Origin of the sequence: Colwellia sp. BRX10-4, from assembly GCF_014077465.1 — a bacterium.
Lineage (GTDB): Bacteria > Pseudomonadota > Gammaproteobacteria > Enterobacterales > Alteromonadaceae > Colwellia_A.
Window position 1 is genome coordinate 1 of record NZ_JACGVZ010000013.1, and the last position, 21,867, is coordinate 21,867.

Below are 21,867 nucleotides of genomic sequence, written 5' to 3' on the forward strand. Positions count from 1 at the left end.
TGTACAATTTTTTAGCCTGATTTTAAGCATTTTAAGAGATAAATACACCACCAAAAATGACGGCAACCTAGTCGTTTAAGATCGATTGTAAATCCTTTCCTAACACTCATTTGTTCAACCTTCATATATTACTAAAATGTAAAAGCTTCGTACTTTAATAACTGCTTTTTTATATACCCCTTGCTATAAAAATTTTAGCGTTATTAAACAAAAAAACATTAAACTTTTGGTTATCGGTTTTTCTATATTTTGTGTGAAGAATGGGACGTCTATGGGCACTGGTTTTATTCAATAAATTTCCACTAGAGTAAATTCATGATCATTATAGATAATAAATTAAACAGATAAATTGTCTGTTTGATTTTTATGAAGGACTCCCTAGTTACTAAGAAGAAACTGTAAAGCTACCTATCAGTACTACTTTGTATAATTTTTTGCAAAAAAATCATACAAAGGCTCAATTACCTCAATGGTGTTCCCAGTAATGCGCAGCATATTAGTCTTTTATTAAACCCTACTATTAGATTAACTCCTACAAACTAATCAAGGTTTAAAGTTAGTTTTAAATTTTGGACTTATCCACTACTTTGCTATTATGGCCGTTTTTATTTCCCTATTAAGGCAAGAGCACTGCGTGGAAGTTTTTCAACTTAGAGATTATCAACAAGAAGCTGTTTCGGCGGTGCTTAAACACTTTCGAAAAACCAACGAATCTGCGGTGATTGTTTTACCTACAGGCTCAGGTAAAAGTCTGGTAATTGCCGAGCTTGCTCGATTGGCAAAGCGAAAAATACTGGTACTCACCCATGTGAAAGAATTGGTCGAGCAAAATCATCAAAAATATGAAAGCTATGGTGTTACCGCCGGTATTTATTCGGCCGGATTAAAACTGAAAGAAACTCAGCACCAAGTCACGTTCGCTAGCATACAATCGGCAGCTCGCAATTTAGATGACTTTAGTGAGCCCTACTCTTTAATTATTATTGACGAATGTCATAGAGTTAACTTAGCCAGCACTGAGCTTGCTAAGGACAAAGCTAAAGGGGAGCCCAAAGAGCAAACACAAGAAAAAGCAAGCAAGCTGTCCAATACTAACCAGTATCAACAAATTATTGAAAAATTGATGCAAGTTAATCCCGATGTTAAATTATTGGGTTTAACCGCAACCCCTTATCGTTTAGGTATGGGCTGGATTTATAAAAAACATTACCGTGGTTTCATGCGAAGTGAAGAAAAGCGACCTTTTGAGCACTGTATTTATGAACTACCCCTTCGTTACTTAATTAAACGCCAGTATTTAACCGAACCTAATTTAGTCGATGCCACCATAGAACATTATGATTTTAGTAGTCTGCGAGCAAACGCCTCTGGTGAATATAGTCCTGTGGATATCAATCATCTATTGAACAAAAATCCCCGGGTGACTCAAGGCATTATTGAGCAGGTCATTGAGTTAGGCTATAAACGTCAAGGTATTATGATATTTGCCGCTACAGTTGAGCATGCAAAGGAAGTCTTCAGTTATTTACCTGCCCAATTAAGTGCATTAATTACCGGTGCTACCGACAACACTGAACGCGACAAGTTAATTAAGGCATTCAAGCGTAAAGAAATTAAATACCTGGTTAATGTTTCAGTATTAACCACTGGCTTTGACGCACCACATGTCGATATGATTGCGATATTACGCCCAACCCAATCAGTTAGTCTTTATCAGCAAATCATCGGTCGTGGTCTGCGTTTGAGTGATAACAAAAAAGATTGCTTAGTCATTGACTATACGGGCAATGAATTTGACCTCTATCATCCCGAAGTTGGTGAGAAAAAGCCGAATAGTAAAAGTCAGCCGGTGCAAGTTATTTGCCCCAGTTGTGAATTTCCCAATTTATTTTGGGGCATTTGTGATGATGACGGCTATCTAGTGGAACACTACGGCCGACGATGCCAAGGCTTGATTGAAGAACAAGGGTCAGATAACCAATGTGACTATCGTTTTGTATTTAAAGAATGCCCACACTGCGGTGGTGAAAATGACATAGCTGCTCGTAACTGTTTACAGTGTCATGAAGTCTTGGTTGACCCCGATGATATGTTAAAAAAAGCACTGCAACTTAAAGATTCAAAAATTATACGTTGCGCAGGTCTTAATTTAACGAAAGTGAGTGATAAGGGAGCTGATAAGTTAAAAATCACTTACCATGATGAAGAAGGCGTTGAACTCAATGAATCTTTTGACTTCGCTAAGCCCAATCAAGTTAAAGCGTTCAATGATATCTTTTCTAAACGCCTTAGCGCTAAAATTAGTGTTCAGCTGGGCTCTACTGAATCGTTTGAAGTGACTACACTTGAACAGGCATTAACGTTAGCTAACATTTTACCGTGTCCTGACTTTGTCATTGGTAGAAAACAAAAATTCTACTGGCGTGTCAAAAACAGACTTTTTGACTATCAAGGTAAATACCGAAAAGCCAATGAGCTCAAATAGGCTCAATATAAAATATAAACAATGATTAACCTAATGAAAAAAATGAACGCACACACTTAACAAGAGTACTTTAAAAATTAAAATTAATAAGTTATCTGTGTAACTTACAGGATATAGTAGTGCGATAAAAATAGAACTCTGGAAAATAATGCTTCACGTACTCTTTAACTTGTATACTTTCCATCAAACTCACACCATTCTAAAGACTGATATTTTGAAAAAAGAGAGAAGTTTCCTACAACAAACACTCATGTTTTCGATTATATAGTCCAAGGTCACAACTGAGATATTTAGGTATTCACAAAATAACACCTTTTATTACTGATATAAAAAAAAATTTAGTACCTAATATGCTATTTGGGCTAATAAATCAGGAAAATCAAATAGCATTTAACCATAAAGTAACTTTTACCAAGGATAATTCTGATAAATTGGTGACTCCCGCCCTTACAATTTGTGGTCAACGATTTAGAAGAAGTCGGTTAGCCGTTATAGTGCAAAACACCATGTGCCTGATGATTTGAAGTGGTTAAGCAACTTTTAAAGACAAGGGTTGCTAAAACTTACCGTTACCAAATCCTACCATTAAACCTTCATTCTCGGGTCAGTGAGTTATCAGAGAGTTACGCAAAATATAACTATCCACAATTTCTGTTAATAAGGTATTTAACTCTAAAGCCTAGCATAGGTTTTAAAGTCACCACTTTGATAGTTTAAAGATGCGATATTTTGAGACGTATTAAAGCTTTTATTACTTTTATTACTTTTATTATAATAAATATAAAAGTTATTTATCAATATTGATACATTTAGTTATTAATGTTTTTGATATAAATGATGTATATTATTTTTCTTTATAATCTAGAACCTCAAATGAAAAATTTAAAAGTATATTCAATAAAAACGAAACTTATTGTCAGCTATAGTGTTTTAATTTTATTGTTAAGTATAATTGCCTGGTCGGGTATTACTGGGATGTCCAGTATAAATAAGTTACTCAAAGGAGCTGTAGATGTATCAGCTGAAAAAGTAAAACTGTCGGCACGTATAAACCAAAACGTGTTAGCTATTTCGAGAGCAGAAAAAAATATTATCTTAGCTCAAACTAAAGAAGAAATGGACGTGTTTTCTGCCAATACCGCTACAGAAAATATTGAAATGACTGAACGTAGGATCAAACTAAGGGCTTTGATTGATGATGATGGCAAGGCGTTATTAGATCAGTTTTCTAACCTTTGGGATGAATACATAACGATTAATGCTGAAGTACGGACACTCGCTAGACTAAACTCTAACAAGGTGGCAGGAAAATTATCTAAGGGTGAAGCCCGTGAAGCCTTCGATGCTGCATCTAAAGAAATTAGGTCCTTGGTAGAACTTGCAAACAATGCTTTAAACTCATCCAATAAATTAGATTTGGTTCGCCTCGCAGCAGATCAAATTAAACTTTCAGCCCGCATTAATCGGAACTTAGTAGAAATTCATCGTGACGAAAAAAACATGATTCTTTCGACTGATTTAACAGACATAGAAGCGTTCGCTATCAAGATTAACAAGAGGAAACTTGATATTTCTGACCGCTTATCCCAATTAAAATTGATTGTTTCTAATGAAGACAAACCAGTACTTGATAGTTTTATAAAAAAGTACAATCGATATCTAGTTTTACATCAGCAAGTAAGAAATGCTACACGTGAAAACGGTAACCATCGTGCCTTTGAACTATCATCGAATAAAGGACGAGAACTAAGTGACAAAGCCGGCGCTTTAATGACTAGCCTAGTAAAAAAAGCAGAACGTGAGATGGAAGATGATGCCATCAGTAGTTCTGAGAAATACTCTACATCGCGTAATTTCATGTTGATTATTACTTTTATAGCCATTGTTGTAGGTATCATTATGGCCCTATATATAGCAATGAATATCAGTGGTTCTCTGCAAAAAATATTGTCTCGAATGGAAGATATTGCTCAAGGCGAAGGCGACTTGACCGTAGTTATTGACGAAAGTGCTAAAGATGAGACAGGTGATCTCGCACGCGCTTTTAATAAATTTGTTGCCAAAATACGTAAAGTAATTAGTGAAGTAACAGATTCCTCTGATCAGCTTTCAGCAGCCGCAGAAGAGTTATCAACTGTTAGCCAATTAACAGGCCAAGGAGTAGAAAATCTTAGTCGTGAAACTGAACAAGTCGCTACGGCGATGAATGAGATGACAGTAACGGTACAGGACGTAGCCAGCAACGCCGCTCAAGCCGCTAGTTCAGCAGTAGAGGCCAACTCTTATGCTGAAAAAGGTGGTGATCTTATAATAAAAACTGTCGCATCAGTAGGTCTATTAACAGATGAAATTAATAAATCCTCAGAGGAGATTCATAAACTCAAAGTTGATAGTGACAATATTAGTTCTGTATTAGATGTAATTAAAAGTATTGCTGATCAAACAAATTTATTAGCACTCAATGCGGCTATTGAAGCGGCTCGTGCTGGAGAACAGGGGCGTGGCTTCTCAGTTGTTGCAGATGAAGTTCGTACGCTAGCGCAGCGCACTCAGCAATCTACTTTAGAAATTGAAACAATGATCGATAAAATACAAACTGGTACCCTCAACGTTGTTGCCAGTATGAATAAAAGCCATGAGCAAGCACTGCAAGTGGTGGAAAAAATTGATGAAACAGGCGATGTTCTCACACTCATCATATCATCAATAGTTTCTATTAATGATATGAATTGTCAGATTGCAACCGCTGCTGAACAGCAATCTTCTGTTGCTGAAGAAATTAACCGCAATGTTGTTAATGTGCAAAACTTAACGATTGAATCATCAGCATCAACGTCACAGGTATCGACAACAAGTAATGAATTGGCCAGATTAGGTGAAGGACTTACAAGCCAAATCAAACAATTTAAAATATAAACGATTAATTGGCATGAGTTATGTGGAATAAGAATTATCTATTTCCACATAACCACTAAGATCAGTACCTGACAATGACATGCTTGCAGCGATATCCTAAAACTAGCTACTTATTCGCGCTTAGAACTCTGTTAATTGTTGCTTTGCCTACAGGTAAAAAATATCAGCAATATTTTTTCCACTTATTCTACGATGGCTCAACTCCATTATTTTTATATGAAGTTCCTCTGTAATATTTCTAGATAAGCCATACTTTGCTACGTAACCATTATTTTTACTTCGCGTATTGCCCTAGGTTGGAACGGAATAATGGTAGGTTTTAAAAATTCAAGCAGTATTTTTGTTGTTTTAATACTATGTTCTGGCCCATTTGTCAGTCTATGTCTAGCTAAAGCAAACTTGCTATTTATTCTGAATTTTATGGACGCCCTTTTCTAATCACTCAACGACTAAGAATACGACTCAAGCCAGAGAGCCAAGAGAACAAGGGTTTACACTAGCTAAGATACAATAAAAACATGGTATTAATCTTATGACATTGCATAAAAGATTAAAAGGTACTGTGTAAAGTGACCTTCCTTTTGTATTGGTATCTAAAGTACCTGTTAAGGTGTTCTTTAATTATTATTACTAAATAGATTTAACTTGTTATAAGCAAAAAACCGCTAATCTTTCGATTAGCGGTTTTTCTTTGTTTGGCGGTGAGAGTGGATTTGAACTCTACTCGAAGGTTTAGTTCTATAAACCCTTATTTAAAATTTCTAATTATTAAAAAACAAAAAGCCCGTTACTTTCGTAACGGGCTTCTCTTTGTTTGGCGGTGAGATAGAGATTTGAACTCTAGAAGGGCTATAAACCCTTGCTGGTTTTCAAGACCAGTGCTTTCGACCACTCAGCCATCTCACCTGAATGTCTTAAAACAATTGCTTGCTTGAAGACGGGGCAGATATTAAGACCTGCAATAACATTTGTAAAGCACTAATTTTACTATTTCTTCTTTATGTTCGATAAATCAACAAGTGTGCGAAAAAAACAGCTATTTAGCGATAATTTACCATTATTGACTATTTACATAAAAACTTTCGCTGCGTTTAAATAATAATATTACCTGTTTATATCATGCTGAATACGTATGTAATTTGTTGTGTCAGTTTTTTGGTTGTGATTATATGACTTCATCGTGTGTTACTCTCATAAGAAAAATAATAAATGAAAAACAAACCTCAACTCAGTTTTTGGCAAATATGGAATGTTAGCTTCGGCTTTTTGGGCGTTCAATTTGGCTTTGCTTTACAAAACGCTAATGTCAGTCGAATACTTTCAGACTTGGGTGCTGACCTGCACTCTTTATCTTTATTTTGGTTGCTCGCTCCTATTATGGGTTTACTTATCCAACCTCTCGTCGGCGCAGCGTCAGATAGAACATGGAATAAGTTTGGTCGCCGTAACCCCTATATATTAATCGGTGCCATATGCGCAACTGTCGGTATGTTATTAATGCCAAACGCGCCGTTATTTGTCTCTGTTATCACGCCAATGATTTTTGGTGCGATGATGTTAGCGGTTATGGACGCATCTTTTAATATCGCTTTCCAACCTTTTAGAGCGCTAGTGTCTGATATGGTGCCCGATAATCAAATGAACAAGGGTTATGCTATCCAAGCCTTTTTGATTAATATTGGTGCCGTTATCGGCTCTATACTGCCATTTGTTCTTACAAATGTTGTTGGTTTAGAGAATACCTCACAGCAAGGTAGTATTGCTCCATCTGTTGTTTGGGCATTTTATATTGGCGCCACGGTTTTATTAGGCTCGGTGTTATGGACGGTTTTTAAAACTAAAGAATATTCACCTAAAGAATATTATGAATTCAAAGGAATGGATGCTGAACAAGTTGCCAAAGAACAAGCCATTGAAAAGTCGTTAATTGAAAAACTAACTGACTTCGTTGGCTTAATGAAAACTATGCCTGAGGTAATGAAGCGTTTAGCACTCGTACAGTTTTTCTCTTGGTTTTCTCTATTTATAATGTGGGTTTATACCATGCCAGCCATTGCTCAACAGGTTTGGGGCATAGACGTAAAATGGTTTGACCCAACCTATATCAGCTCTGTTGGTGGTATTCCCAATGATATCGCTGCAGCAAAAGGCGCAGCAGGTGACTGGGTAGGTATTTTGTTTGCAGCGTATTCTTTGTTTGCGGCGTTTTTCTCAGTTGTGCTGGCCAAGCTTGCCAATACCTTTGGCCGAAAAGCGGTTTACTCGTTTTCCTTACTCGCCGGTGGCTTAGGTTATTTAAGCTTTATGTTTATCAATAACCCTGAACCAACTTTAGTCAATTTATTGATCACCGAAATCACGGTGCCACAAGGCGCGGTTACTTTATTTATTCCTATGATAGGTGTAGGTATTGCTTGGGCGGCTATTTTAGCAATGCCCTACACAATACTTGCTGGTGCATTACCTGCCAACAAAACCGGTGTATACATGGGGATTTTTAACTTTACCATTGCCGCGCCACAAATTATCTCAGGAATTTTTGCTGGCTGGATATTAAATTCAGTTTTTGAAAATCAGGCAATAAATATTATTATCTTAGCGGGTGTCTCTATGGTACTTGGCGCTGTTTCCGTTTATTTTGTCAAAGAAAAAAGCGAGTAACCTCTACTCGCTTTTGTTTGTAGGTTAGGGCTCTACCTAAAATTTTTTAGTGAAAAACTAACCTATATAAACGCTATAAAACATCAATTACCACTGCCACAAGATTGACGAACCACAAGTGTGGTTGCCATCAACTCTGTTTTTGCTTCTTCACCATTCACTAGTGCTAAAAGCTTCTCTACTAATAACTCCCCTGCTAACATCGTATCTTGTTTAGCCGTAGTTAAGGTCGGAAAAGTAAAACTAGCAACCGGAATATCATCAAAACCAAACACGGCTATATCTTCGGGTACGCGCATATTGTGTTCTTGCAAAGCGCGCATGGCGCCCACGGCAATTAAATCACTGGCTGCCATAATAGCATCAAAACTTTCACCACCCTTGATAAGATTTAATGCAGCGTTATGGCCAGATTCTTCGGTAGAAATCGCGTCAAATTGAAGTTGGGTATTAACGACTAAGTCGTGATCAGTTTGCGCTTTACAATGACCTAAATAACGATCTAAAAATTCAGGAGAGCCCGTTGAAATACCGCCTAGAAAAGCAAATTTTTTGCGGTTATTATTAATGACATGTTCGGTGAGTTGATAGCCTCCTTGGAAGTTATCGCAACCGACAGAAACAACATCGAGGTCTTTTACTTCAGCCCCCCAACGAACAAAATGGGTTTCTTGCTCTATTAACTGAACAAGCTTTTCTTCGTAATCGGTGTAGTCACCGTAACCCAACAAAATTATCCCGTCAGCTTTACGGGTATCTTCAAAGTCAGCATGCCAATCGTGGCTCATTTGCTGAAAAGAGACTAATAAATCATAGCCCTTATTACCACAAGCTCGGGTAATGCTGCCTAACATTGACATAAAAAAAGGATTGATTAATGAGTCATCGTTGGTTGGGTCTTCAAACAATAACAAGGCAATGGTGACACTACGTTGAGTACGTAAACTGCTGGCGTTTTTATCTACTTTGTAATTAAGTTCTTTGGCAATGGCTTGAACACGTAGCCGTGTTTCTTCATTTACTAACGGACTATTACGTAGTGCTCTTGAGACTGTTGACTGAGAAACGCCCGCACGATAAGCAATATCAAACGAAGTATTTTTAGCTTTAACCATTAAATTAACCAATAACTTATTAATAAATATACTACTTAGATACTAACTTAGCCCTCTAGCCTTGTATACCTTATTAAGAGTAAAGCAAAAAATTACTCAGCTGATAAACGACGACTTTCATTAAATTTTAATGGTAGCGAGTAAGTCATCACCCTGAACTTTTCATTAAGCGCCAATAATCATCAAAAATGCATACGTATGCATGGCAAATAGTGCATAAATCCATCATGCATACGTATGTAGTTTATTGCTCTAATTTCTAACATCGGCATAATTTAATCATCACGTTATTTATTGTGGAAAAAATTCGTACAACTGATGCAAATAAAAAATAAGGATGAATAAAGTCCTATATATACGCCACAGATTTTAAATAAACAGGAAACAAATCAAAACGTCAGCAACGAAGAAGACGGTTTTTGATGATAAAAATTTATTATGATAAATAAAAAAATAAAAAGTAGCACCGCTGATATTACCGCCACAGAGTTAAAAAAACGCATTCAGCACCATTTGAATAGTACCTTAGGTGATCGCGTTATTTGTGAAGACGCCTACAAAAACACACCACAAAACAAGCAGGCTTATTGGCAAGCGACATCAATGGCGCTTAATGAAATTATTATTAATAAACTGCAAGCAAGTAAGGTTCAACAAGCAAAATCAGCGACTAAAAGTATTAACTACCTGTCACTTGAATATTTGATGGGGCGACTACTCTCTAACAACTTACATAATTTAGATTTATATAAAAATACCGAAAAGGCCCTTAAATCACTCGGTTTTGATTTAGCCGACTTATGTGAAGAAGGGGCTGATTTAGCACTAGGTAATGGTGGATTAGGCCGTTTAGCTGCATGTTTTCTTGATTCATTAGCGACACTTGATTACAACGCTATGGGTTACGGCATTCATTACCAACATGGTTTATTCAAACAAAGTTTTAAAGACGGACACCAAATAGAACAGCCTGATATGTGGCGTGAGTTTGGTAGTCCTTGGGAAATTTGCCGTTCTGAATCTATCCAGCTTATCCCCGTTTATGGTTATGTTGAACAACAAGCACAAACCAACGGTAGTTTAACATCGGTTTGGCGTGCAGGAAAAATGCTCAAAGGGGTTCCTTGGGATATTCCTATTGTTGGCTATAACTCGTCAACCGTAAATGCTTTACGCTTATGGGAATGTCGCGCAGACTCTGCCTTTGACTGGGATACCCTTAATCAGGGTGACTATTTACAAGCCCACCACGATCAAGTCAATGCTGAAACTGTATCTAAAGTCCTTTATCCTAATGACGAACACGATGCGGGTAATGAATTACGCTTTATTCAACAGTACTTTTTCTGTGCTTGTTCAATTAAAGACATTATTAGTCGTTATCAGCTGCAGTTTGGTCCACTTACCCAAGGAAGTAGTACAAACTTTGCTGAAAAAGTAGCGATCCAACTTAACGATACCCACCCTACCATTGCCATTTTAGAGTTAATGCGCGTATTACTTGATGAGTATGACTTCTCATGGCAAAACGCCTGGCAATTAGCCGGTAAAGTATTTTCTTATACTAACCACACCCTGTTACCTGAAGCGTTAGAAAAATGGTCTGTTTCATTATTTGAGCGCGTATTACCACGCCATTTAACTATTTTATATCGTATCAACGAAGCATTTTTGAATGATGAAGTGAATGCGATGTGGCCAAACAACGAGGCAATGCGCGCTCACCTTTCAATTATTGAAGAAGGTGAACAACGTAAAGTGCGTATGGCACATTTATGTGTCATTACTTCACATAAAGTTAACGGTGTTGCTCAAATCCATTCAGACTTAGTAAAAAAAGATCTATTCCCAGAATTCAACCAACTTTGGCCAGAGAAGTTAACCAATGTAACTAATGGTATTACCCCTAGACGTTGGTTGAAATCATGTAACCCATTACTGTCTGAATTACTATCAAAGCATGTTGACGATGATTGGGCTAAAAACTTAAACAGCTTATCTTCATTATCAACCCTTGCTGATAATGCCAGTTTCCAAAAGAAATTCATGGCAATTAAACATCAAAACAAAGTGGCATTAACCACTGAAATTAAAACATTAACCGGTATAGATGTGAGCCCAGAGGCCATTTTTGATGTCCAAATTAAACGACTTCATGAATACAAACGCCAGCACCTTAATTTATTGCATATCTTAGCGCTATACCACCGTTTATTGTCTGATCCTGACTTACCTATGCAACCACGCGTATTTATCTTTGGTGCAAAAGCAGCGCCGGGCTATCAGTTAGCCAAAGAAATTATTTACGCAACCAATAAAATTGCTGAAAAAATCAATAATGACTCCCGCATTAAAGACAAATTAAAAGTGGTGTTTTTACCTAACTATCGGGTCAGTTTAGCCGAAAAAATAATTCCGGCAGCCGATGTTTCAGAGCAAATATCAACAGCAGGTAAAGAAGCCTCTGGTACTGGCAATATGAAGCTCGCTCTCAACGGTGCCGTAACCATTGGAACTTTAGATGGCGCAAACATTGAAATAGCTGAAGAAGTTGGCGACGACAATATTTTCATCTTTGGCTTAACCGTTGATGAAGTTAAAGCCCTAGATAACATCGGCTACAACCCTTATCACTTTTATGAAACGAATAATGAAATCAAAGCCTGTTTAGACTGGTTAGACACGGACTACTTTACGCCAGGTCATATGGGAGAATTATCTTCGATTAAACAAAGTTTCCTTGGAGGTGGCGATCCGTACAAAGTGCTGGCTGATTTTGAAAGCTACAGTGACGCTCAACAAGCTTTAGGTGTCGCTTATCAAGACAAAAAACGTTGGGCAAAAATGGCCATTTTAAATACAGCGTTCATGGGTAAATTTAATTCTGATCGCTCGATTGAAGACTATGTGAAAAACATTTGGTTTTTAACACCGAGCGCTTAAGCATTAATTATTAAGAAAACTGAGGAAAACATATGAGTTTATCTGTAAATGACATCAAAGCTTTAGTCAGCGCTTGCCATAAGACACCTTACGAAGTTTTAGGGTTAAATGCTGACCAAAACACTTGTTATTTACGGATCACTTGCTACTTTCCTCACCTTAACGATATTGACGCTGTTGAGATAATGGCCATAGCCCCTAATAAAAAATCAGCGCAACTTAATAGTAATGCACAGATAAAATCATTAGGTAAGTTGGTGAAAATTCATCACAGTGGACTTTACTCACTGAAGCTACGTCGTAAAAAATTATTCACTTATAAACTTAAGCTAACCTATGCAAACGCATCATGGTTAATTGACGATCCCTATCAGTTTTCAGCTACCTTAGGGGAGCTTGATATTTACCTGCTGCAACAAGGTAATCATCAAAAACCTTACGAGAAATTAGGCGCTCATCAGCAAAATAAAACCCTTAATGGCCAAAAAATTCAGGGTGTTTCGTTTGCTGTTTGGGCACCTAATGCCAGTCATGTTTCTTTGCTTGGTGACTTTAATCACTGGGATGAACGTAGCCATGCCATGCAAAATATCACCTTGGGCGATGTCGCTAGTGGCTATTGGAATATATTTATCCCACAAGCGTCAGTTGGGCAACAATATAAGTATGCGATTAAAGACAAAAACGGCAACATGTTACCATTTAAAGCCGACCCTTATGGCAACCAAGCCCAATACCGTCCTGACACAGCATCAATTATCAGTGCAAAAGACAATTACCTTTGGCAAGACCAAGATTGGTTAGCTAAACGTGAAAAACATAACAGTAGAAACGCTGCAATTTCAATTTACGAAGTCCATTTAGGCTCTTGGCGCCGAGATAAAAATAACGAATTTTTAAATTACCGTCAGATAGCTGACCAGCTTATTCCTTACACTTTATCAATGGGCTTTACCCATATTCAGCTGATGCCAGTCAGTGAATTTCCATTTGATGGTTCATGGGGATATCAACCCGTTGGCTTGTTTGCACCAACAGCTCGGTTTGGTAATGAAGCTGACTTTCAGTATTTTGTTGATACCTGTCATCAAGCCAATTTAGGCTTATTGATTGATTGGGTACCGGGACATTTTCCAAGTGATAATCACGGTTTAGCGACCTTCGATGGTACTCATCTTTTTGAGCATGAAGACCCCAGACAGGGATATCACCCCGACTGGAATACCCTTATTTATAATTACGAGCGTGTTGAAGTTGCCAATTTTTTGCGAGCAAATGCCCTGCATTGGTTAGATAAATACCATGTTGACGGTATTCGCGTTGACGCAGTTGCCTCAATGCTTTATCTCGACTACAGCCGCAAAGAAAATGAATGGATCCCTAACATCCACGGAGGCAGAGAAAACTTAGCCGCTGTCGACTTTTTAAAACGCTTTAACGAAGAACTCTATCAACAATATCCTGGTACATTTTCTGTTGCAGAAGAGTCTACGTCATGGCCGGGTGTTTCTCGCGCGACCCATGATGGCGGTTTAGGCTTTGGTTATAAATGGAATATGGGCTGGATGAACGACAGCTTACAATACATGCAGCGTGAATCTGTGCATCGTTGCCATCACCATAACGAACTTAGCTTTAGCCTAGTTTATGCCTTTGATGAAAACTTTATTCTGCCACTTAGTCATGACGAGGTCGTTCATGGTAAAGGCTCTATTTTACAAAAGATGCCTGGTGATGCTTGGCAACAGTTTGCCAACATACGTGCTTATTACAGTTTTATGTGGGCACACCCCGGTAAAAAGCTCCTCTTTATGGGCTGTGAATTTGCCCAAGGTAAAGAATGGGATCATGACCACGAACTTGATTGGCATCAACTTGACGTTCACTGGCACAGTGGCGTACAGCGACTGATTAAAGCGTTAAATAAGGTTTATTGCAACACGCCAGCGCTCTATGAAAAAGATTGCCAAAGCGAGGGTTTTCGTTGGTTAGATCATCAAAACAGCGAACAATCAATTTACAGCTTTATACGTTTTGGCAATGACGCCCAAGAGAATGCGGTGGTCGTGGTATGTAACTTTACCTCACAAACCCATCATAACGTTAAGTTAGGGGTACCAAAATCGGGAGAGTACGTCGAATTACTTAACTCGGATGCTGAAATTTATGGCGGCAGTAACACCTTGAATCTTGGTGTTTTACCGAGTGTAGAATTGGCCTGGCAAGGTCAGCAATACTATATAGACATTACTGTACCACCGTTAGCAACAGCAATGTTTATCCTCAAAGATGCACGTTTACCACTTGAGAATAAACAATGACAACTGGCGTAATTAATACTGTATACAAAGTAACTTCGGGGCGTTCGTATCCGATGGGTGCTTCACTGGCTAAAAATGGTCTGGGCTGTAACTTTGCCCTTTTTTCTGCTCATGCAACAAAAGTAGAGCTTTGTCTATTTTCAAGTGACGGTAAATGTGAACTACAGCGCATTGAATTACCTGAGTTTACCGATGATGTTTGGCATGGTTTTGTTGAAGGGATCGTCGAAGGTTGTTTATATGGCTACCGCGTACATGGTCCTTTTGAACCTCATAATGGCCATCGTTTTAACGCTAATAAATTATTGTTAGACCCTTATGCTAAAAAATTGCACGGTAGTTTTATCCGCAGCGACCTTAATTTTAGTTATGATCTAAAAAGCACCCAAAAAGATTTAACTGTTGATAATCGTGATAATTCGGCGATTATGCCAAAGTGTGTGGTTGTTTTACCGTTACTTTTGAGTCAAACGCATCCACAAGTTCGTCGCCGTGACACCATTCTTTATGAATTACATGTTAAAGGCTTTACCCAACAAAACCCCCATGTACCCATTGAGCTACGCGGAACATTCGCGGGTCTTGCTAATAAAAAGGTTTGCCAGTATTTAAAGTCTTTAGGGGTAACCAGTATTGAACTGCTGCCAGTGCAACAGTTTATTAATGAGGACTTTGTCCAAGACAAAGGGTTAACTAATTACTGGGGCTATAACACCATTTCATTTTTTGTTCCACACGCCGCTTACTGCCATTCAGGTGAGGTTGGCGAGTTTCGTTCAATGGTTGAAACTTACCATGAAGCAGGTATCGAAGTTATTCTTGATGTGGTTTATAACCATACGGCAGAAGGTGATGAACTTGGCCAAACGCTGAGTTTTAAAGGCATAGACAATGCCAGTTATTATCGTTTACACCCCGCAGACAAACGCTATTATGAGAATTTTTCAGGGTGCGGCAATACCATTAATGTGCAGCACCCTCGTATTATTCAACTGATCACTGACAGTTTGCGCTACTGGGTTGAAATCATGGGCGTTGATGGTTTTCGTTTCGACTTAGCGCCAGTACTAGGGCGCGATGCACCTGATTTTAAAGCCAACAATCACTTTTTTACCAGTATAAGACAAGATCCTATCTTATCAAGAGTTAAACTTATTGCCGAACCTTGGGATGTCGGTCATGGCGGCTATCAACTAGGCCGTTTTCCCAATAGCTGGTTAGAGCTAAACGATCGTTTTCGTGACTCTTGTCGACGCTTCTGGCGAGGTGAACAAGGCTTAGTTGCAGAGTTTGCTAAACGTTTGCACGGCTCAAGTGACATTTTTGAACAGCCCAGTCGTCGACCTAGTGCCAGTGTAAATTTTATTACTTCACATGATGGTTTTACCTTAACCGATTTAGTGAGCTTCAATAATAAGCAAAACAAAGCGAACGGCGAACAAAACCATGACGGCCATAACAGTAACTTTAGTCATAATTTAGGGACTGAAGGGCCAACCGACAATTGTAGAATTAGTCTGTTACGCCGCCAGCAAAAACGTAATTTACTGACCACCCTCTTTATTGCTCAAGGCACGCCGATGTTACTCAGTGGCGATGAACTCAATAATAGCCAGCGCGGTAACAATAATGCTTACTGCCAAGATAATGAAATATCGTGGCTAGATTGGCAAAGCCCACAAGCACAGCAAGAATCAGATTTTGTTAAAAAATTAATTGCACTACGAAAAGCACATCCGCTATTAAACAGAACACATTACCAACACGGTGTAAAAGTAAGTGAACATACCGGTTTAGTTGATATCAGTTGGTTAAATTGTCACGGTAAAGCGATGACTAAAGACAATTGGCATGATCAATCCATCAAGTGCTTTGCAATGATGTTAGCCAATACCGAGCGCTCATCTACTCCTGAACATCAGCAAGACGATGCCCTACTGATTATTTTTAATGCTCATCAGCGCAGTATCAACTTCTTATTGCCAGTACTTAGCGGTTACTGGCAAGTGCTCATTGATACCGCTGTTGATAATCAAGAATACCGTAACGCTGACAACAAATTGCCAAAAAACAGTAGACACCCCGCTATTACCATTGCTGAACATAGCTGTGTGGTATTGCGGTATTTACATAGCCCAAAAGACAAATAGCAATACGGTTCTGCGTTAAGCAGTTGAATCGTAGATAACAAAATCACCACAAGCATTGGCAAAAGTATTCCTTTAGCCACTCAAAAAGAATAGAGTATTAAACTTATGAATTTGATAGAAAAACTTGCCGACCTAGTTGGCTTTCACAGAAGTTACACTGATAGTTATGGGCACCAAGTTCCAGTAAATGAAAGTGCTAGGCATAGCCTACTTTGTGCTATGGGTTATGACCTGTCTAATAACCATACTATTAATAACAGTATTACCGCCTTACAAGAAGATAGCTGGCGTAAAATGTTGCCTGGCGTCCATATTGCTAAGCTTGAAGAACACAGTCACACTATTATTATTAGCCTACCGGTAGATGAAAGTTTAAAAGTTGCTTGGCAGATAACGACTGAGCAAAGCGAAACCTTAACCGGTGAAGTGTTGGTCAGCGAGTTAATTTTTCAAGAAAAAAATCAGCTTGCTGATAAAGAATATCGAAAGTTTGCCTTAATACTCCCTTTGTTATCGCAAGGTTATCATAAACTTAATCTGAGTTATGACCAACAAACAGCAAGTTGTCATTTGATTTTTGCACCTAAAACTTGTTATAGCCCACAGGAAGCCTCACCAGAAAAAATGTGGGGATATGCTGCTCAGTTATATTCACTCAAAAGTGAAAGTAATTGGGGAATGGGCGATTTTGGTGATTTAAAAACACTGGTTAAAAATTCTGCCGAGCAAGGCGCTGCTGCCATAGGTTTAAATCCGTTGCATCCCTTGTATCAAAATAATCCCGCACATCGCAGCCCTTATTCCCCGACCAGCCGTTGTTTTCTCAATAGTTTGTATATTGATGTTACTCAGGTACCTAACTTTTCCAGCTGCAAGGCCGCTCAACTTCGCTTTAACAGTGATGAATTTCAAGCAAAAGTTAACTTTGTCCGAAACACTGAACTTATCGATTACCCTGGCGTTGCTGATGTTAAATTTGAAATTATTGAATTACTATTTGAAGACTTCATTCAAGCGAATAATGACCAGAATGTAAGCGAGTCCTACCAAGAGTTCAGCGACTTTAAAGCCGAGCAAGGCGATGATTTATTACTGTTAACCACCTTTGACGCCTTATATGAGCATTTTAGAAAGATTGATTTTAATGCTTATGGTTGGAAAATGTGGCCGAGTGAGTTTCAATCACCTCATTCAGCACAAGTCGCTGCTTTTCAACAACAGCATGCTAAACGTCTTGATTACTTTGCCTTTTTGCAATGGCTAGCTCATCGCCAGTTAACTGATGTTGCCGCATTAACAGAACAAACTGGTATGCCGATTGGTTTATATCTAGACCTTGCGGTTGGTTGTGACGGCTCAGGCGTTGATGTTTGGTCTGATAAAGATGTTTATGTGTCTGGTGCAGCGGTTGGTGCTCCACCCGATGCGATGAATACCTTAGGGCAAGATTGGGGGCTAACGCCAATTAACCCCGTAGCACTGCAGCAACAAGGATATTTACCCTTAATAAAGGCACTGCGCAGTAATATGCAATATGCTGGTGCTTTACGTATTGATCATATTTTAGGTTTAATGCGTCAATATTGGGTAGCGCCTGGCATGAAAGCCGATCAAGGTGTTTATATTACCTTTCCTTTTAAAGATATATTGCGCATTATTGCCCTTGAATCTCGTCTTAATGACTGTGTAGTTATCGGCGAAGACTTAGGGACGGTGCCCGATGGCTTTAGTGAAATAATGGCAGCCGCTGGTTTACTATCATACAAGGTGCTATTTTTTGAGCGTTGGGAGTCGGGTTTATTTAAACGCCCTGAGTTGTACCCAGCCCAATCTATGGTAACCGTGTCAACACATGACTTACCTACCCTTACCGGTTGGTGGACTGGACGTGATTTACATTGGCGACAAATATTGAATCTATATCCATCAGACGAAATGGGCCAACAAGAGCGCGAGGCTCGAATACAAGACCGTAGCTTATTAGTTGCAGCCTTAGCAGACTTAGACGTTATCGATGTGACAAAAGCGCCGCAACAAAGTCCGGCGATAATCAATACTGAATTATCAATTGCCGTACAGAAGTATATGGCGAAAGCACACAGCCATATCCAACTTATTCCATTAGAAGATACCTTAGAGATTGTAGAACAAGTTAACATTCCCGGTACTATCGATGAACACCCTAACTGGCGTCAAAAATTACCAGTAACTATGACTGAATTTTGGCAAAAAGATTCTGTTAAATCGCTTGCACAAGCGATGCAAAAAGCCAGGCCGAAAAACTAATATTGGGCATAATGTCGACTTTAATGAACACCATAATGAATGAGAATATAATGATAATAACAAATAGTACATTCACATTGAAAAGATCAAAGATTGCGCTACTTATCTTAAGTAGCTTATTTATTAGCGCTTGTAATGAAACTAAGCCAATTAACACAGAAAAATCAGCCAGCTTAAGTGAGGTAAAAGCCTTACCACTTAAAAATGCTGACGATTTAGCTCCTTATTTAAATAGAAATATACAAGATGAGGTTTTTTACTTTGTTATGCCAGACCGTTTTTATAACGGCAACACTGATAATGACCAAGGGTCTAAGACCGACATAATATCTGCTGGTGGTTTTGATAAAGCCGACAAAGGCATGTATCACGGCGGTGACATTCAAGGTTTGCAAGCTAAACTGCCTTATTTAAAAGGTATGGGTATTAGCGCTATTTGGTTAACACCTATTATGCGTAATCAGGCCATGCAAGGTGATTCTTCGGGTTATCATGGTTACTGGATCTTGGACTTTAATGAAATTGACCCACATTTGGGCAGTAATGAAGATTTAAAACGTTTCATTAATGCTGCACATAAAGAAAATATAAAAGTATTTTTTGACATTATTACTAACCACACCGCTGATGTTATTAAGTATGTTGAATGCCACGGAGAAGATGGCTTACAGTATTTGATGAAAGAAAATGATGGCTGTTTATATAAAACACTTGCTCAAGTGGCAGCCGGGGATACTTATCAAGCCATTATCCCAAAAGGCCAAGAAAACCTTAAATCACCCGCTTGGTTAAATGATAAAAAATATTATCACAACCAAGGAGATACAACCTATGAAGGAGAAGACTCAATATATGGCGACTTTAGTGGCTTAGATGATATTGATACTAATTCACCTGAAGTGGTTACAGGCATGACCAAAATATTCAAAAATGTCATCAGTGAATTTAAACCTGATGGTTTTAGAATTGATACCGTAAAGCACGTCAATATAGAGTTTTGGGCAGAATTTGCCCCTGCGCTTGTTGACCACGCAAAAGCGATAGGTATTCCAGAATTTTTTATGTTTGGTGAAGTATATAGTGGCGATGTTAAAGAATTAAGTGCTTATACCACAGTAGGTAAAATGCAGTCTGTACTTGATTTTTCCTTACAGTTTGCTTTACAAGACACCCTTATTAAACAGCAAGGAACACATAAACTCGTTGAGGTGTTCGAGAGTGATCCTTACTATAATGACAGTGACAGTAATGCCAATCAGTTGCTTAACTTTACCGGTAACCATGACATGGGACGTTTTTCTGGCATGTTGAAAAGTAGTGATTTCAATTATAGCGAAGCAGAGATTATTCAACGCACCTTGCTAGCCCATGCGATGGTTTACTTTCTGCGTGGCGTGCCAATTGTCTATTATGGCGACGAGCAAGGTTTTGTTGGTGATGGCGGAGATAAAGACTCTCGCCAAGACATGATGCCCTCCTTGGTAGAAAGCTACAACGATGATGATTTACTCGCAAATATTAAAACGACCGCTGATGACAACTTTGATGAAAATCATCTATTTTATAAGACATTTGCTGAGTATGCGGATATCTATTATCAATACCCAGCACTTAGGTTTGGCGAACAAAAATTCATAAATGCTGATAATAAGCCGGGGGTTTTTGCGGTATCTCGTACAATTAAAGACGAAGAAGAAATCGTTATTGTCTTTAATACAGCAAAAACAGAAAAGTCTGTCGCGTTAGGCTTTACCCTCAAAAATGGCGAAAAAATATACCCAGCCTTTAAAAGTGATGAGTTTGTCGGTGGAACATTAACCGTTCCCCCGTTAAGCTTTGCAATTTATCAGGTCAGGTAGCTGAGGATTTAGTGTTTTTTGTACAGATAAAGAAAAACCAAGGCGTTATGGGAGTGTCCTTGGTTTTTAATTTATTTATTCTTTAATTAGTAAACTATTTCATTATTTGCTGTTTCACCTCCTTATCTTATTTAAATAAATGATTGAACACACCTTTACCTTCACTTATACCAACACTTAATAATTATTAGCCACTTGCTCGGTGTTACTGTGCAGCTTTATGACTACACGTCGGTCATAAAAACTGACTTCTTGTTGAGTGTTAGCCACTACCGGCGCTTGCTCACCAAAAGCAAACAATTTAATGCGTTCTGCTTTAACGCCTTGATCAATTAGGGCATTTTTAACGGTGTTAACACGAGCAATAGAGAGCGCTTGGTTTAATTTTTTATTACCTTGTTTATCGGTATAACCCGATAAATCGATAAAGAGTTTTGGCGATTGTTGTAACATTTCTGCCAAAGCAACGATTTGACTTTTATAGTGCGGCTGTAAGTCACTAGAGCCAGTTGAAAATTGTAAACTCATCAGTAAATTTTCAGCCTGCAGTTGATTGGCATTTTGGTATTTTTTATCAAAGTTTTGTTCTAAAACCAATAATTCTAATTGATGATTTTGTTCAGAGCGTTGTAAATTGCGACGGAACTCGTTTGCAGCCTGCAAATAATCATGCTCTTGCTTTTTCAATGATGCCTGTAGTTCACTCAAGTTTTCTTTGTCGTTTTGTGTTTTCGCAATAAGTGTTCCGGTCGCTCCCACTAAAATAGCGCCAATAGGACCACCAAATATCGCGCCAATGATCATGCCGCTACCTAAGCCAATACTTTCTTTATCTCTGTCACTCAGTTCCACCGAATCGCTTGCTGTTAAGTTTGACTTTTCAAAGGCGTAAGCGGAGTGACTTAATGTTGGTGCAGCAATAAGCGCTGTGATTAAGAAAAGTTTCGCTGGGTTTAATTTACTGTTAATTTTTTTCATATTAATTCCTAAATGATTAAGGTGTTTTTTGTTGACGAGGTAATTAAAACAAGAAAAATAGGCTTTGAAACGACACAAAAAAGGCAAAGTAATGAGCAAATGTGGCAACAATGTGGCAATTACAACAATTGCGCGCATTTATAAAAAAACTCT

Annotated in this window: 10 protein-coding genes and 1 tRNA gene; 8 read left to right on the forward strand and 3 right to left on the reverse strand. The window is 38.4% G+C overall.

The window, feature by feature from the left end:
* The first annotated feature begins 595 nt into the window (after positions 1–595).
* On the forward strand, positions 596–2,485 hold the full coding sequence (locus tag H4J67_RS11455) for a DEAD/DEAH box helicase (RefSeq protein WP_182203789.1): 1,890 nt from the start codon (positions 596–598) through the stop codon (positions 2,483–2,485).
* Positions 2,486–3,358: 873 nt separating this feature from the next.
* A complete protein-coding gene (locus H4J67_RS11460; protein WP_182172380.1) occupies positions 3,359–5,401 on the forward strand; it encodes a methyl-accepting chemotaxis protein in 2,043 nt (680 codons plus the stop codon).
* 815 nt (positions 5,402–6,216) lie between these two features.
* Here H4J67_RS11460 and H4J67_RS11465 read toward each other — a convergent pair.
* Positions 6,217–6,307, reverse strand: a tRNA-Ser gene (locus H4J67_RS11465).
* 303 nt (positions 6,308–6,610) lie between these two features.
* Between H4J67_RS11465 and H4J67_RS11470 the strand changes: the two genes are divergently transcribed.
* A complete protein-coding gene (locus H4J67_RS11470; protein ID WP_182172379.1) occupies positions 6,611–8,062 on the forward strand; it encodes an MFS transporter in 1,452 nt (483 codons plus the stop codon).
* An 83-nt stretch (positions 8,063–8,145) separates the two neighbouring features.
* On the opposite strand, the gene H4J67_RS11475 is transcribed toward H4J67_RS11470, so the two are convergent.
* On the reverse strand, positions 8,146–9,177 hold the full coding sequence (locus H4J67_RS11475) for a LacI family DNA-binding transcriptional regulator (RefSeq protein WP_182172377.1): 1,032 nt from the start codon (positions 9,175–9,177) through the stop codon (positions 8,146–8,148).
* A 438-nt stretch (positions 9,178–9,615) separates the two neighbouring features.
* Between H4J67_RS11475 and H4J67_RS11480 the strand changes: the two genes are divergently transcribed.
* From H4J67_RS11480 to H4J67_RS11500, 5 genes are all read left to right on the forward strand, one after another.
* Positions 9,616–12,120 carry a glycogen/starch/alpha-glucan phosphorylase gene (locus tag H4J67_RS11480; protein WP_182203791.1) on the forward strand — a complete coding sequence of 835 codons (2,505 nt, stop codon included), beginning with the start codon at positions 9,616–9,618 and terminating at the stop codon, positions 12,118–12,120.
* Between the two features lie 32 nt (positions 12,121–12,152).
* Positions 12,153–14,441: a 1,4-alpha-glucan branching protein GlgB gene (gene glgB, locus H4J67_RS11485; protein WP_182203793.1), complete on the forward strand. Its 2,289-nt coding sequence runs from the start codon at positions 12,153–12,155 to the stop codon at positions 14,439–14,441.
* Complete coding sequence (gene glgX, locus H4J67_RS11490) at positions 14,438–16,591, forward strand: glycogen debranching protein GlgX (RefSeq protein WP_220471642.1); 2,154 nt, start codon at positions 14,438–14,440, stop codon at positions 16,589–16,591. The genes glgB and glgX overlap by 4 nt, the downstream gene beginning before the upstream one ends.
* Positions 16,592–16,696: 105 nt before the next feature.
* A complete protein-coding gene (gene malQ / locus H4J67_RS11495; RefSeq protein WP_182203795.1) occupies positions 16,697–18,877 on the forward strand; it encodes a 4-alpha-glucanotransferase in 2,181 nt (726 codons plus the stop codon).
* A 50-nt stretch (positions 18,878–18,927) separates the two neighbouring features.
* Entirely contained in the window at positions 18,928–20,736 is a 1,809-nt protein-coding gene (locus tag H4J67_RS11500; RefSeq protein WP_182203796.1) for an alpha-amylase family glycosyl hydrolase, read from the forward strand.
* Between the two features lie 177 nt (positions 20,737–20,913).
* On the opposite strand, the gene pdsO is transcribed toward H4J67_RS11500, so the two are convergent.
* The gene (gene pdsO, locus H4J67_RS11505; RefSeq protein ID WP_182203798.1) at positions 20,914–21,714 is read right to left on the reverse strand and encodes a sortase-associated OmpA-like protein PdsO; all 801 of its coding nucleotides are present in this window, start codon (positions 21,712–21,714) and stop codon (positions 20,914–20,916) included.
* Positions 21,715–21,867: the final 153 nt, after the last annotated feature.

Bases quoted from the DNA above. Each gene is read 5' to 3' on its own strand.
- H4J67_RS11470 (WP_182172379.1), top strand. From the start codon at position 6,611: ATGAAAAACAAACCTCAACTCAGTTTTTGGCAAATATGGAATGTTAGC.
- glgX (WP_220471642.1), top strand. From the start codon at position 14,438: ATGACAACTGGCGTAATTAATACTGTATACAAAGTAACTTCGGGGCGT.
- glgB (WP_182203793.1), top strand. From the start codon at position 12,153: ATGAGTTTATCTGTAAATGACATCAAAGCTTTAGTCAGCGCTTGCCAT.
- malQ (WP_182203795.1), top strand. From the start codon at position 16,697: ATGAATTTGATAGAAAAACTTGCCGACCTAGTTGGCTTTCACAGAAGT.
- pdsO (WP_182203798.1), bottom strand. From the start codon at position 21,714: ATGAAAAAAATTAACAGTAAATTAAACCCAGCGAAACTTTTCTTAATC.
- H4J67_RS11500 (WP_182203796.1), top strand. From the start codon at position 18,928: ATGATAATAACAAATAGTACATTCACATTGAAAAGATCAAAGATTGCG.
- H4J67_RS11455 (WP_182203789.1), top strand. From the start codon at position 596: ATGGCCGTTTTTATTTCCCTATTAAGGCAAGAGCACTGCGTGGAAGTT.
- H4J67_RS11480 (WP_182203791.1), top strand. From the start codon at position 9,616: ATGATAAATAAAAAAATAAAAAGTAGCACCGCTGATATTACCGCCACA.
- H4J67_RS11460 (WP_182172380.1), top strand. From the start codon at position 3,359: ATGAAAAATTTAAAAGTATATTCAATAAAAACGAAACTTATTGTCAGC.
- H4J67_RS11475 (WP_182172377.1), bottom strand. From the start codon at position 9,177: ATGGTTAAAGCTAAAAATACTTCGTTTGATATTGCTTATCGTGCGGGC.